The organism is Roseiarcus sp. (genome assembly GCF_049514155.1).
In the GTDB taxonomy this organism is placed as follows: Bacteria; Pseudomonadota; Alphaproteobacteria; order Rhizobiales; family Beijerinckiaceae; genus Roseiarcus.
This window is the reverse complement of the sequence record NZ_JBEKVH010000068.1, coordinates 22,681-36,097: the sequence shown is the minus strand read 5'-3', so window position 1 is coordinate 36,097 and position 13,417 is coordinate 22,681. Positions and strand designations below refer to the sequence as shown.

The window sequence follows — 13,417 nt, the reverse complement described above, 5'->3', positions numbered from 1 at the left end:
AGGCGCCGCCATTCGTCGGCGTCGCCGCCGCTGGTCGCCAGCCGCGTCGCCAGCCGCTCGACCATGCCGCGGATCATCGCATCCTGCTGGCCGCCCTCCTGCGGCGGCGCGCCGCCGACCAGGGCTTCGCCGGCCGCCACGATAGTCACCAGTCGAGCCTCCGCCAGCTTCTGCGGCGCCGGCAAGGTCGCCACCAAATCCTGTGACGAAACTGGGACGCCTCTCTCGGCGAGGCGACCGGCAATTCGCTCGGCAATGCGCCGCGCTTGGCGATCGCGTGTCGCGCAGTAGAGTTGCATATTGCGATCGTCGCGACGCCGGGGGTCGAGTGAGGGCCGCGAAGGCGGTGCGGGTTAACAACGGCCATGCATGCTCATCCATACATGGTGTTTCCAAGAAATATCGCGGTTGCTCCCGTCAGCGCGGCGATCCAGACTTAGACGACGCATGACCCCGCGCGAAATGAGCCACGAAATCCACCAGTCGCGATCTTAGGCGCCGCGGCAAGCTTCAGTTGTCTTTTGCGCCGTCAAAAATCCAGGTGCGGACGGTGTCTCGATCGCAGATCGACAATTGTTTTTTTCCATGCGGCATGCGGAGTTCTGCAGAGACTCGCCAATCTAGCAATCTCATCAGGTTGCTCGCCTCAGGGTCGCCAGGAACAACCATCGGACCAAACTTGGTGCCCTTCATAACGCCCTGATACGACGTCAAATCCATTCCGCTCTTTTCGTATCCTTCTCCGCCCGCCTGATGGCAGCTCGAGCATTTAAATTTCAGCAGCGGGAGGACATCTTCGGAGAAGCTCACTCGCGGCGCCAGGGGCTGCGCAGCTTGAGCCTGACACAGGGGCGAGTTGCTTCCCTCGCCGGCGATAAACATAGCCAATAGCGCTGTCGCCATCGCCAGCGCCAATGTGACTGCAAGTTTCAAAGGCGCCCCCTACGGACAACATTCAGCACTTGTTCTAAGCGGCCCGAAAACTGCAGATCAGCGTATCGAAATGGCGGTCGATCCAACTCCAATGTGCCGCAGCTTCGTATCGCTGGCAAGGCCGAGACCCGGGCCGGTTTGTCAGAACTCGCCGCGCCGCTTTGTCTGTCGGCATCGGCGTCCGTCGTGCCCGCGTCCAACGTCCCGCGCGTTCGGTCGCTTGGAAACAGAAGAGCCTGGTCCGCTCGATCCCGTCCGGGCAAGCCAACGCCGTTTCCGCGTGGCGACGAACCGTCGCGCCGAGCCCCGTCTTCAATCTTCTTTGGCGCCCGACTTTTCGCACGTATGCGAACCGCCAGATGCGATCAGCCGGCCGGCGCGCGCCTACGCCAGATTCGTTTTTGCCGCCAACGGCGCGGACGTCTCCGTGACGCCGCTTTCGACCATTCGATCTCGCCGTCGCAGCGTCTCCTCGGCTTCAACCACGCCGGACCGGGCCGACGCGACGCGCCGCCTCGACGCCTGCTTACTGCTGCGGCAGGCCGAGTTCTCGCGCCAGGTCGTCCAGCTTGGCGGCGGCGCTCGCGTCGGCCATCAAGGCTTTGCGCGCCGAGGCGAGTGCGGCGACGGCTTTCTCCGGCTCTTGTAAGACGACGTATGAGCGGATCAGGCGCATCCATTCGTCGGCGTCGCCGCCCTTATCGGCGAGACGGTCGGCGAGGCGAGCCACCATCGCGCGGATCATATCCTGCTGGCCCTTGTCGGGCCCGCCTGCGGTCGGCGCGTCCTCCACAGGGGTTGCCTGTGCGACCGCCGCAGCGGCGGTCGGCGACGGCGGTGTTTCGCCTTTCAATGCGGCCAGCCGAGCCTTGTCGACTTCCAGCCACTGCGGATGGTCGCCCAACTCGCCGAGCAGCGATTGGTACGCCTCGATCGCCTTGGCGGTGTCGCCGCCTTGCTCGGCCGCGAGGGCGAGATAGAACCGCGCCATCGGCAACCCCGGAGAATCGGCAAGCGCTCGGTCGAAGTCCGCGCGCGCTTCGGCCGTGACAATCCCGCCCGCCGCCGCCATTTCGGCCTCGCCGAGGTCGGCGCGCATCATTCCATCCTCGCCCCTTAGGCGCAGCGCCTGACGGTAGGCGTTGACCGCATCGTCGTAGCGGCCGAGCCTAAGATAAACCGGCGCCAGCGCCGACCAGGCCTTGGCGTTATCCGGCGAAGCTGTGATTTCCGCCTCGACACGGGTGACCGCGACCTCGACCGCGTCGGGGGCGGCCTCGTCGATTTGCCGCGTTGCGAGCGGCGCGTCGGGCAGGTCGGGGCGTCCGAGAACGGCGTAGGCGGCGACGACAACGACTGGGATCAAGACGGCGATCGCGATCGCCGCGCCGCGGCGCAACCGCGGGTCGACTCTCCTCGGTTCGTCGCGGCCGCCGAGGGCCATCAGTCGGCGCGCGACCTCGGCGCGCGCGGCGCCGGCCTCGGTCGCCGGCAATTGCCCGCGTTCGACGTCGCGCTCGATCTCCGAAGGCTGCGTCCGGAAGAACGCCGCGTCGCTTGGCTCGCGACGTCGCGGTTTTGGCCTTAGCAGCGGCCACAACGCGACCAGAGCGGCGAAGCAGATCATAGCGGCCAAGATCAACCACAACATCGGTCCAGCCTTCCAAACTCCGTTCGGCTTCGCCAGTGGCTAGCCACATCTTCGAGAGCGCGTCGCCCGCCAATCCGCTGCGCCGACGCGGGCCGACCAACCAACGTTTCGTCGACGGCGCCATCCGCCGCGCTCTTCACACCACAAGGGTCGTCAGACGAGCGCCGCAAAAATGCATGCCGCCGAACTTGCGCGAGGGCAAACGCTTGCAACAGTGCAACTGACGATTGGGCAAGCCTTTGCAGCAACGCAAATTCCATTTGCATGGGCTGGGAGGCGCGAACGCCAAATTCTTTGATCCGAGTCAAATGGGCTGCTAACTTTGCAAGCTAAGGCTTAAGACGACCGATCGCGCGCTCTGATCGAATCTCGAAAGATTGCGAATGGATCGCGCCAGTGCGTTACGCCGTCGGCTGGGGGAGTAGACGCGAAGTGGCCAGCAAAATCAATATATTGTGCGTCTCGGCGTCGGTCTTGACGATCGACGACGCTGTAAAACCGCGCCGCGCGGGGGGCCGGCAATGAACGCGGCGGTCGCGTGCGGAGGTAGAGTTGGCCGCCCTGACTCGCGAGCCGTTGGTGCATGCGTGCAAGTGCGTCATTGCAAGTTAAGTCGCAACGGAGCGTCAAGGTCCGCGAGTTGAGAAACAAGAAGCGCCGGGCTTCGTAAGCGCACGGCGCCAACGTCGAGATTGATGAGATCGGGCTGCGTCGGGCGCGAAGTCGATTGTCGTGGGCGACGAAAACAGGTTGGGCCAGGGGATGGGCTGGAAATCTGGAATTGCGCGGGATGCGCTGATCGTCGCCGCGGCTGAAGCGAGATCGTCGGGCGCGATCCGCGCAGCGGCGGCGAAGACGACGAAGGTTGTCGCAGTTGTTGCGCGCCTGATCGTCGGCGGCGCCCTGGTGGTTGCGCAGCCGACGCTCGCTGAGCCCACGGCGGCGGCGGCGGCGGCGTCAGCGCCGGCGGCGGCCGCGGGCTCCGACTATTCGGCCTTCATGAATTTCGTCCAGTCCGGCGTCGCGTCGCCGACCGTCGGGAGCGACGACTCCGACGCGACGCTCAAGAGCTTTATCCGCGTCGCCGACGCGGCGCCGGCTGGCGACGGACCGGCGCCGAATGACGTCCTGCGCGCTGCCGTCGCCGGCAAAGCGAAAGGCGACGATTACACGGTGCTGAGCGATTTCGTCCGCGTCGCCGACGCCGCCCCGGCCGTCGACGGGCCGGCGCCGAACGACGCTGTGCACGTTGGCCTCGCGGGCAAGGCGAATGGCGACGATTACACGGTGCTGAGCGACTTCGTCCGCGTCGCCGACGCGTCGCCGGCTGTCGACGGGCCGGCGCCGAACGACGCCGTGCACGCCGGCATGGCGAAGGGCGACGATTACAAAGTGCTGAGCGATTTCGTCAGCGCCGACAACGCATCCGGCGCGGCGCCTGACGACGCCATCCACGCCGGGGTGCGCGGCTCAGCTGCAGCGACCGGCGACGCTGACGCCGTCCTCCGCAATTTCGCCCGTGACGCGGACGGCGCCGGCGCGGCGCCCGACGACGCCGTTCACGCGCGGCTGCGCAGCGCGGCCAGGACGGTCGACGATTTCGCGGCGCTGCGAGACTACGTTGCGACGCCGACCGAAGAAGCGAAGCCGACAATCGTCGCCGCAGCGACCGTCAAGCCGCCGCCGGCCAAGAAGGTCGAGGCGTCCGACGATGCCCCGGCGACCTACATTGGTTCCGAGGCTTGCGTGAAGTGCCACCGCGACCAGGTCGCTACGTTCGGCCAGACGCTGCATGGCGAAATCTTCCTCAAGCACCCGCGCGGCGACCAGGAGAAACTGGGCTGCGAGGCGTGCCATGGTCCCGGTTCGAAGCACGCCAAGACCAAGGAAACCGACGGCGGCGCGCCCGGCGACATCATCGCCTTCGGCAAAGACTCGCCGCGCCCGGTCGAAGAGCGCAACGCGATTTGCCTGAGCTGTCACGAACGCGCCGACCGCACCTATTGGAAAGGCAGCGCCCACGAGACGCAGGGCCTTGCCTGCACCAGCTGTCATCAGCTGATGGAGAAGGTCTCGGTCAAGAACCAGATGGTCAAGAGCACCGAAGTCGAGGTCTGCTTCCAGTGCCATAAGGACCGCATGGCTCAGTTCGACCGTCCGGTGCATCACCCGCTGCGCGAGGGCGACATGACCTGCTCGTCCTGCCACAACCCGCACGGCAGCGCGACGGACAGCCTGCTGCGCGGCGCCTCGATCAACGAGACTTGCTACAAGTGCCACGCCGACAAACGCGGACCGTTCCTGTGGGAGCATGAGCCGGTCCGCGAGAGCTGCCTGAACTGCCACGAACCGCACGGCACGGTGAACGAGTACCTGCTCAAGGTGCAGCGTCCGCGGCTCTGCCAGCTCTGCCACGAGGGCGGCCCCGGCCACGGCAATCCGGGCAACCCGATGGTCGTCCAGGCGCTGAACCGGTCTTGCCAGAACTGTCACACCAAGGTGCACGGCTCCAATTCGCCGGCGGGCAGCCTGTTCCAGAGATAATTCGGCCAACCGAACAGAGCTCGAATGAGAAACTAGACAAGGGGAGTCGTCAGCGCGCGTCCAGGGGGGCGGACGCGCTGGCGGCGGGTGCAGGGGATCATGAGCACTCAACGCAAATTGCTTCTGTTCGGCGCCGTGTTGAGCGCCGCGGTCGGCGCGAACCGTCTCGCTTCGGCGGACGAATTGCCAACTCTGGCGCAGCCCGGCGGCGATAGCGGCTGGTACACCGAAGGGGAGGCCGCGGCGGGCGGTCAGGTGTTCATCAAGAAGCCCGGCGACACGGCCTCCAACAGCGCCGCTAAGTTCAACGAATACGGCGACAACACCGATCCGCTGTTCCTGAAGTCGCTGAACTTCGCCCTGGTCAAGAACGACGGAAGCTTCCGCGTCGATCTGCACGGCGCCAACATCGGCGAAGACAATCAAAAGCTCGAGGCCGATATCGAGCAACCGGGCTCGCAATACCTGACTCTCGGCTGGTATAAGACGCCGCAACTGCGCTCCAACACCGCCGAGACGATCTACGGCGGCGTCGGCTCCACCGACTTGACAGTGCCCAATTCCGTCGCGCAGGCGCTTTACGGCGGGCTTTTCCCGTTTGGCTCGGTCTCGACGGGCGCCGGCTTCAACAATCCTGCGCTCTTTGTGACGAACGGGTTGCCGACCAATGCAGCGACCGGTCCGAACGGGCCGTACACCTACGCCAGTCAACCATATGGCTGCTTTCTGACCTCTCAGGAGGGCACGGGGGCCTGCAACGGCGCGCAGAAATCGATTCAGACGACGATCAACGACAACGAACACAAGATCAATCTCGGCATCGTGCGCGATCGCAAGGAGATCGACTATCGCTGGACGGCCAACGAGCACTGGAACATCGAGGTCAATTACTCGAACGAGCACCGCACCGGCGTGCAGGAGCAGGGTTTCCTGTTCAGCTCGAGCACCAGCACGCCGATGGCGCAGGTGCCGATGCCGATCGACGACTGGACGCAGGATGCAACGATCTCCGCCGAGTATTTCAACAAGACGGCGTGGGGCGGCAATTGGAACGCCATGGTGAAATACGGCGTTTCGCTCTACACCGACGCGTTCAATTCGTTCACCGCCGAGAACCCGTTCGGCGGGCCGGGCAACCTCAACGGCGCCGGATTATTATGTCCGATCACCAAGACGACCTACGGCCCGAATTGCTACGGCGTCGGAGAGATGGGGACCGCGCCGGATAACGCCGCGCAGACGGTCACCGGCCAGGTCGGCGTCGATCTGCCGGGTTTCAAGAGCAACCGCTATATGGCGACGTTGCAGTTCACCGAGATGACGCAGAACGAGGCGTTCATCCCGATGACGATCAACCCTGGCGTCACCTCGGGCAGCCCTGGCTGCAGTGTGCTGACGCCGTGCTACTACGACAACAAAGACCAAAAGCTGGTGCCGCTCGCGCTGATGCCGCGCAACAGCCTCGACGGCAAGGTCGACACGACGCTGTTCAACAACGTTCTGTCGACCCAGCTCACCTCCGATCTGAAGAACAAGCTGAGCTATCGCATCTACGACTACCAGAACGATACGCCGGCGTTCACCCTGGCAAACTGGGTGGTCAACGACACGGCGATCGCCTCGTCGGGCTCGAACAGCGTCGGGAGCGGCGCCTATGCGCCGCACACCTCCCTGTTGCAATCGTACATCAAGCAGAACGCCGCGGACGAGCTCACCTGGAGAGCGACGAGCTGGGCGACGGTCGGCGAGAACAGCGGCTGGGAGCAGTACCGCTACTCGGAATTCGCCGCCGACGTCACCAACGAGTACTCGGAAAAGATCTTTGGTCGCTTCACACCGACCGATTGGTTCGCGCTGCGGGTCGACGACATTTATTCATGGCGGCGCTACAACAACTACAATTGGCAGGATTTCGTCGGTAATCTCGACGTGGCGTCGGCGACCGAGGCGCCGTTCCTGCGCGACCTCGACATCGCTAACCGCAATCGCGACGTCGCCAATCTCTACGCCGACATCACGACGCCGATCTCCGGCCTGACCATCACGCCGACCGCGGGCCTGCGCTGGGACGACTATCCCACCGACCCCAGCATCCTCGCCGCCGGCGGCATGCAGCTCGGCCTGCGCACCGACCACGATTGGAACGTCGGCGTCGAGGCCGACTGGACGGTCAATTCCAACGTCTCGCTCGATTTCTCGTACACGTACGAGAGGATCGCGCAGACGATGATCGGCTCGCAGGCCATCCCCTACCAGTACTACGCCGGTTCGATGGGCGAGGCGGTCAACACGCTGACGGCGGGCGCCAACTTCAAGATCATCCCCGATCGGCTGGCGCTGAAGCTGAGTGCAACCTATGAGCTCGCCAATGACGCCTGGAGTACGGGGCCTGAGCCCGGCTGCTTGGCGGTCAATGGCGGCAACGGCACGAATTGCGGTCTCGTCAGCCCCGGCAACCCCGCTTATCCGTCCGAAAACACCCAGTTTGTCCACCTCGACGCGACCGCGACCTACAAGGTCGATCCGTCCTACCTTGCGCAGTTCGGCAAGGGCGAGATGTACCTGCAACTCCAGTACACCTGGGAACGCAACGCGGTGACGAACTGGCAGGAAGACAGTACGGCGACGTACCTCTATTCGACGCTCAACTCCAGCACCGTCGCCTTCAAGGACATGATCTTCATGGCCGGCGACAACCCGAACTACAACGCGCAGGCGGTCGCCGCGAGCCTTATCGTCAAGTGGTGATGCGATCGTGCGAGCGAAAACGATTGGCGGCCGTCGTGGCTGAGCAGCGCGCGATTGCCGAGCGGCGCCGCAGCCGCCGAAGCGAAAACGGAGATGGACGATGAAGCTTGCCTGGTTGTCCGGCGCCGCCGCGGCGCTGTCGATGGCGGCGGTCGGCGCCGCCCAGGCGGGGGTCGAGTTCGGTCGCCCCGATTTCTCCAATGGCCTGTCGCGGCCGGGACTGGTAAGCTGCGACTGGAGCTACGAATCCTATTTCCGCGCCTGCCCGACCCCGCAGCTTCCGCCCAAACCGGCCCCGGCGTCAGCCAAAAGCAAGCAGAAAAGCTGACGATATGCGGTTCCGGAAGGGTTGGGACGGGCGTTTGACGTGCCGAGGACGCCGTCGCGAAGACGGGCGAGGCGTCTTTCGTGCGCCGCGGCTTGGCGCGCAAGTGTCGGATTGAACGGATGGCGATGACGAGACGGCGTTGGTTGGCGGCGACGGCGGTGGCAAGCGCCTATTTCGCCGCGTTCGCGGCGAGCGCGCAATTGCTGAAGCAAGGGGACGATGCGCTGCGTCCGCTCTATGCGCAGGCGTCGGACATCGCAGAAGGCAAGGACCTCGCCACGTCGTCGTGCGCCAAGTGCCACGGCGGCGATGGAATCGCCACCGACAGGCTGACGCCCAATCTGGCCGGGCAGCGGCCCGCTTACCTGTATCTGGAGCTGAAAGCCTACCAAGCGGGCGCGCGCGCCAACGTCGACATGACCGAGAAAGTGAAGTTTCTCAGCGACGACGCGATCGTCAAGGTCGCCGCCTACTACGCCAGTCTCGATCCGGCGCAGCCGCCGCAAACAACCCCGCCTGAACTCGACGATCCTGTCGCCGCCGGCAAGGCGGCGGCGGCGACTTGCGCCCAGTGTCACGGCGACAACGGCGTCAGCCATAAGGCAGGCGTTCCCAATTTGATCGGACAGGACGCCAAGTATCTTGTCGAGACGATGCAGTCCTATGTCAGCGGCGATCGCCCGTCTGACGAGAGCAACGAGAAGATGAAGACGGCGCTCGACGCGTTCAAACACAAGGACTTCGCCAACGTCGCGCTGTTTTACGCGCTGCAGAAAGACGGCCTGACGCGTGCGCAGACGCCTGCCCAAGGCGACGCGGCGGTCAGCAAGGACAGCCTGTCGCGTTGCGTCAAGTGCCACGGCGAGGACGGCGTCGGCGTCAGCCCCTCGCCGAGTCTCGCCGGTCAGGATTGGACCTACCTGGTCAAGGCGCTGCACGCCTACAAGGACGGATCTCGCGACGACGACACGATGGGCCCGAAAGCGAAGAAGCTCGACGAGGCGGACATCGAGAATCTCGCCGCCTACTATTCCAGCCTGACGCCCAAGCCGACCGGCGTCGCCAGGCCGCTGACGCCCGATCAATGGGCCGACAAATGCGATCGCTGTCATGGCGCCAACGGCAACAGCACACGACTGGAAGTGCCGGCGTTGGCCGCGCAGCGCTTGGATTACCTGCAGAAGGTCCTCCACGAATATCAGAGCGGCGCGCGCAAGAGCACGGCGATGGCGGCGATGTCGAGCGTTCTCACCGACGACGACGTTGAAGGGCTCGCAATCCACTACGCCTACGCGAAGGCGCGCGCGGCGGTCTTTGTGCCGGTGCCAAGCAAGTGAGCGAGCGAGCCGACTGGACGTCAGTCCGGCGCGTAAACGCCGAGCGCGCCTCCGGAGGGGCCGGGCGCGGCGACCGGCGGCCGCTCAGCCGAACCCCTATTGAGGTCTAGTCGATGGATCAAGACGTAACCGACGCGCCGCCCCCGCACAGACTCTTTCATCATTTTTCCGAGCTGCCCTACAGCATGCGCGTCCTGTTTACGGCGATGCTGCTGCTCCTCGGCATGGGGTACTTGTTCGCGCTGCTCAACATCTACTTCACTTACGCCGGACGTGCGGGCGGCAACCCCCTGATGCTTTCCTACCAAGACATCGTCGTCGCCTATTCGGGCAGCGGCCAAGGATCGGTGCTGGAAGGCGCGCTCAGCGGGCCGATGTCGACCATGCTGCCGCCCGACGAGAAGTCCAAGCTGCTGACCTGGGTGCACGACGGCGCGACGAAGCCGGACTACGATGGGATCAAGCCGATCGTCGACAAGCGCTGCATGGCGTGCCACAGCGGTTCGAACCCGCATCTGCCGAACCTCTCGGACTTCGACAATCTGAAGAAGGTGACGGCCCTCGATACCGGCGCGTCGATCGCGACGCTGGTGCGCGTCTCGCACATCCATCTCTTCGGGGTGACGTTCATCTTCTTCATCGTCGGCTACGCCTTCACCCACGCCTATGTGCGGCCGGTCTGGTTCAAGAGCTCGGTGATCGCCACGCCGTTCGCCGCGATCGCCGTCGACGTCAGCTCCTGGTATCTGATCAAGATCTATCATCCATTCGCTTGGGTCGAGATCGGCGCCGGCATGCTGATGGCGGCCTGCTTCGCTTTCATGTGGCTTATATCCATGTATCAGATGTGGTTTTCCAAGCCGCCAGAAGCGATCTTGCAGCGAATGGGCGGCGACGTTCCGCTGGCCGACGCCGACGTAAGCGGTCGGAAGGGCCGCGATGGATTGCGGTTGTTGAGCTGACGCAAAGCGAGGTTGCGTCGGCGTTCGACGATTGCGAAGTCATCGATCTGGCGGATACGCAGATCGGTCAAGAGGAGGAGAAATACGAGATGGCTAAAGTGCGACTCTATTCCGCGGACATTTCGCGCCGCAATGTGCTGCGGGGCGTCGCCTGCGCCGCAGCGGGCGCCGCCGTCGTCACGGCGACTGGCGGAAGCGCCTTCGCGGCGAAGCCGAAGCGTTCGCAAGCCGACGTCGCCTACCAGGATCATCCGCACGGCGACGAACGCTGCGACAACTGCGAGCCCTTCATTCCGCCGGACAAATGCAAGACGGTCGAAGGCACGGTCGCCGCGCAGGGCTGGTGCAAGATCTACTCGGCGAAGTCGTGAGCGTGACGAGCGGATCGCCGCAGACAACGCCTTAATCGCGGTTGGCGCTCGGCCGAACGACGCGCGGCGGCGGCGTCAGGCGCTTATGCGCCACGTCGCCGCAGCGCTGCCCGACTTTGCGACGGGGTTGCCCGACTCTCGGCGTATGCCGCGAGCGGGATCGGCCAGGTGGCGCTGAATGCCGCTAGGCGCGTCATGGCGCGAAGTCCATCAGCCTCGACGCGCTTCGGCGGAGTGTGACCGTGCCGACCCGACAAAATCGCAGAGATCTCATGGGTTCAAGAGGCTCGGACCTCGGCGGCGCTCCCCCCATGGGAGTTCCCGACGCCGTCGGCAGAAGCGTCCTCAAACCGGACACCGCCATGGTTTCAACCTTCCTGGGGTCTGCCGCGAAATCGACTTCGCATGACTCCCCATACCGAAGTCGGCGACGCCTACGCACCGGAAGACATTTCGCTCTCGCGGCTCCGCGGCCGCAAGGGGCGCGTATTGGCAACGTTCTCTTTTCTGAGGGCGATCCAGCTGACGAAGTCTTCGAAGTCCTGAAGGGTGCGGTGGTCGTGTCGCGTTCGCTGACGGGCGGCCGCCGGCAAATCATCGATATCGTGGGTCCAGGACGCATGGTCGGCTTTACGGCGCGTCGGGCGCACGAGTGCACGGCTATCGCGCTAACCGCTGCAGAGCTCATCGCTTTTGATCGAAATAGCGCGCAGAACTGGAAGGACGAAGACCTGGACTTCAACACCGCCGTGCTGACCGAGATCGATCGGTTGCGCCGCCTCGTTTCTCTGCTCGGTCGAAAGACGGCGATCGAACGTTTGGCGACTTTCCTCGCCGACCTTATGGGCGATCGGAAGGGACCGCAGGTCGTTAGGCTGCTGCTGTCGCGACAGGAAATCGCCGATCATCTCGGCTTGGCGGTAGAGACCGTATCGCGCGGTTTCCTCGCGTTGAAGCAACGCGGCATTATCGAACGCGCTCGCCGAACAAGCATCACGGTTCTCGACGGCTCGGCCCTGCGCGGCATCGGAGCCGGTGACGGAGAGACGATCGCTTGAGCAAAAGTCACAATGGAGAGTCCCGGCGATTATACCTGCTATTCGCCGCATCAAGAGAGCCGTTGGCGAGGCGCTCCGGCCGCAAGCGTGGAGGCGGAAGCGGATGAATCAGACGCGAATTCTCACAGTTCGTGAAGACAAGATTCGTGAAAAATCGCGCTCTCTCATGTTGCGTCCATGTCGCGTCGAGATTCTGGCGCCGTTTTGCGACCCTTGAAAATAAATGGAAATTCCTGCGACACGAGGCAATTTCAAAACCGCAGCTTAGCGGTCAAGGCCGCCTCGTAACACGTTGATTTATATTTTATATTTTTGGCTGGGGCGCCAGGATTCGAACCTGGGGATGGCGGAATCAAAATCCGCTGCCTTACCGCTTGGCTACGCCCCACCAGGCGCGAAGGCCGGGCCGGCGTTCGCGAGGCGGCGGGACCATAGTGCGAGCACCCCTTCGCCGCAACACTTGCCTGGCAAGGCTTTGGCGCTTTGGCGCGGCGCGAATCGCCAATCCGCCGCGTCTCAGCCGGCGACCAGCCCCGCCAGGGCGTCGAGGTCGACATTGGCCCCGCAGACCAGCACGCCGACCCGTTCGCCGGCTTGCGGCCGATAGGCGCCGCTCGCCAGCGCAGCGAAGGCCGCCGCGCCGCCCGGTTCGACGGCGATCTGCAGCTCGCGCCACAGCGTCCGCTGGGCGGTGAGAATCGCCGCGTCGGCGACCAGCGCCACATGGTCGACGACGCGCCGGGCAATCGCCAGATTGAGGGCGCCGACGCTCTTCGCGCCGAGCGAATCGGCGGCGATCGACTTGACCGGCACGTCGACCGGCTTTCCCGCGGCGAGCGCCGCGTCGAGCGCGCGCGAACCCTCCGGCTCGACGCCGACCACCTTCACCCTTCTGTCGAACCAGGCGGCGATGCCGGCGACGAGGCCGCCGCCGCCGACCGCCACCAGCGCCGTGTCGATCGGCGGCAGGCCGAGGCGGGCGAGATCGTCTTCCCATTCGAGCCCGACCGTGCCCTGGCCGGCGACCGTCGCCGCGCTCGCGTAAGGGTGGATCGCCAGCGCGCCGCTCTCAGCGACATAGGCGTCGCACAGCGCCTGCGCGTCGGCGTAGGCGGCCCCCTTGACGACGACCTCGGCGCCGTAGGCCTTGATCTTGGCGATCTTCGGCGGCGCGGCGATTTCCGGCACGAACACGCGCGCCTTCACGCCGAGCTTGCCGGCGGCGTAGGCGACCGCGGCGCCGTGGTTGCCGCCCGAAGCGGTGGCGCAGCCGACCGGCGGCGCGGCGCGGGTCAGCAGGTTGTGGAACGCGCCGCGCGGCTTGAACGAGCCGGCGTGCTGCAGGAACTCGAGCTTGAGCGAGATCGGCGGCCGGCCTTCGATCGGCGAGCCGGCCTCGATCAGCGGCGTGCGGCGCACATGGGGCGCGATCACGGCGTAAGCGGCGCGGATGTCGGCTTCGACGACGTTCGGTTCGGACGGCAC

At 65.0% G+C, this 13,417-nt stretch carries 10 protein-coding genes, 1 tRNA gene and 1 pseudogene; 7 read left to right on the top strand and 5 right to left on the bottom strand.

Going from position 1 to position 13,417, the window contains the following annotated elements:
- From ABSF49_RS11620 to ccmI, 3 genes and pseudogenes are all read right to left on the bottom strand, one after another.
- Window positions 1–194: pseudogene (locus ABSF49_RS11620) on the bottom strand (hypothetical protein); the annotation flags it as partial.
- A 316-nt stretch (window positions 195–510) separates the two neighbouring features.
- Window positions 511–933: a c-type cytochrome domain-containing protein gene (locus ABSF49_RS11615; protein ID WP_424112813.1), complete on the bottom strand. Its 423-nt coding sequence runs from the start codon at window positions 931–933 to the stop codon at window positions 511–513.
- A 526-nt stretch (window positions 934–1,459) separates the two neighbouring features.
- Window positions 1,460–2,575, bottom strand: coding sequence for a c-type cytochrome biogenesis protein CcmI (gene ccmI, locus ABSF49_RS11610; protein WP_424112812.1), 1,116 nt, complete (start codon window positions 2,573–2,575; stop codon window positions 1,460–1,462).
- Between the two features lie 741 nt (window positions 2,576–3,316).
- On the opposite strand from ccmI, the gene ABSF49_RS11605 reads away from it, so the two are divergent.
- From ABSF49_RS11605 to ABSF49_RS11575, 7 genes are all read left to right on the top strand, one after another.
- On the top strand, window positions 3,317–5,128 hold the full coding sequence (locus ABSF49_RS11605) for a DmsE family decaheme c-type cytochrome (RefSeq protein WP_424112811.1): 1,812 nt from the start codon (window positions 3,317–3,319) through the stop codon (window positions 5,126–5,128).
- A 99-nt stretch (window positions 5,129–5,227) separates the two neighbouring features.
- Complete coding sequence (locus tag ABSF49_RS11600; RefSeq protein WP_424112810.1) at window positions 5,228–7,876, top strand: MtrB/PioB family outer membrane beta-barrel protein; 2,649 nt, start codon at window positions 5,228–5,230, stop codon at window positions 7,874–7,876.
- 100 nt (window positions 7,877–7,976) lie between these two features.
- Entirely contained in the window at window positions 7,977–8,204 is a 228-nt protein-coding gene (locus ABSF49_RS11595; RefSeq protein WP_424112809.1) for a hypothetical protein, read from the top strand.
- 125 nt (window positions 8,205–8,329) lie between these two features.
- Window positions 8,330–9,541, top strand: a complete 1,212-nt coding sequence (locus ABSF49_RS11590; RefSeq protein ID WP_424112808.1) for a c-type cytochrome — start codon at window positions 8,330–8,332, stop codon at window positions 9,539–9,541.
- Window positions 9,542–9,654: 113 nt separating this feature from the next.
- Window positions 9,655–10,503 (top strand): Aq_1264-related membrane protein, encoded by an 849-nt coding sequence (locus ABSF49_RS11585; RefSeq protein WP_424112807.1) that lies wholly within the window; start codon window positions 9,655–9,657, stop codon window positions 10,501–10,503.
- 89 nt (window positions 10,504–10,592) lie between these two features.
- Window positions 10,593–10,874 carry a high potential iron sulfur protein gene (locus tag ABSF49_RS11580; protein ID WP_424112806.1) on the top strand — a complete coding sequence of 94 codons (282 nt, stop codon included), beginning with the start codon at window positions 10,593–10,595 and terminating at the stop codon, window positions 10,872–10,874.
- A 311-nt stretch (window positions 10,875–11,185) separates the two neighbouring features.
- Entirely contained in the window at window positions 11,186–11,932 is a 747-nt protein-coding gene (locus ABSF49_RS11575) for a Crp/Fnr family transcriptional regulator (protein ID WP_424112805.1), read from the top strand.
- A gap of 313 nt (window positions 11,933–12,245) precedes the next feature.
- Here the strand turns inward: ABSF49_RS11575 and ABSF49_RS11570 are convergent.
- Window positions 12,246–12,320: transfer RNA gene (locus tag ABSF49_RS11570), tRNA-Gln, on the bottom strand.
- 128 nt (window positions 12,321–12,448) lie between these two features.
- Window positions 12,449–13,417, bottom strand: coding sequence for a serine/threonine dehydratase (locus ABSF49_RS11565; RefSeq protein WP_424112804.1), 969 nt, complete (start codon window positions 13,415–13,417; stop codon window positions 12,449–12,451).

Coding starts and splice junctions, on each gene's coding strand:
- ABSF49_RS11585 (WP_424112807.1), top strand. CDS start 9,655: ATGGATCAAGACGTAACCGACGCGCCGCCCCCGCACAGACTCTTTCAT.
- ABSF49_RS11600 (WP_424112810.1), top strand. CDS start 5,228: ATGAGCACTCAACGCAAATTGCTTCTGTTCGGCGCCGTGTTGAGCGCC.
- ABSF49_RS11580 (WP_424112806.1), top strand. CDS start 10,593: ATGGCTAAAGTGCGACTCTATTCCGCGGACATTTCGCGCCGCAATGTG.
- ABSF49_RS11595 (WP_424112809.1), top strand. CDS start 7,977: ATGAAGCTTGCCTGGTTGTCCGGCGCCGCCGCGGCGCTGTCGATGGCG.
- ABSF49_RS11590 (WP_424112808.1), top strand. CDS start 8,330: ATGACGAGACGGCGTTGGTTGGCGGCGACGGCGGTGGCAAGCGCCTAT.
- ABSF49_RS11575 (WP_424112805.1), top strand. CDS start 11,186: ATGGGAGTTCCCGACGCCGTCGGCAGAAGCGTCCTCAAACCGGACACC.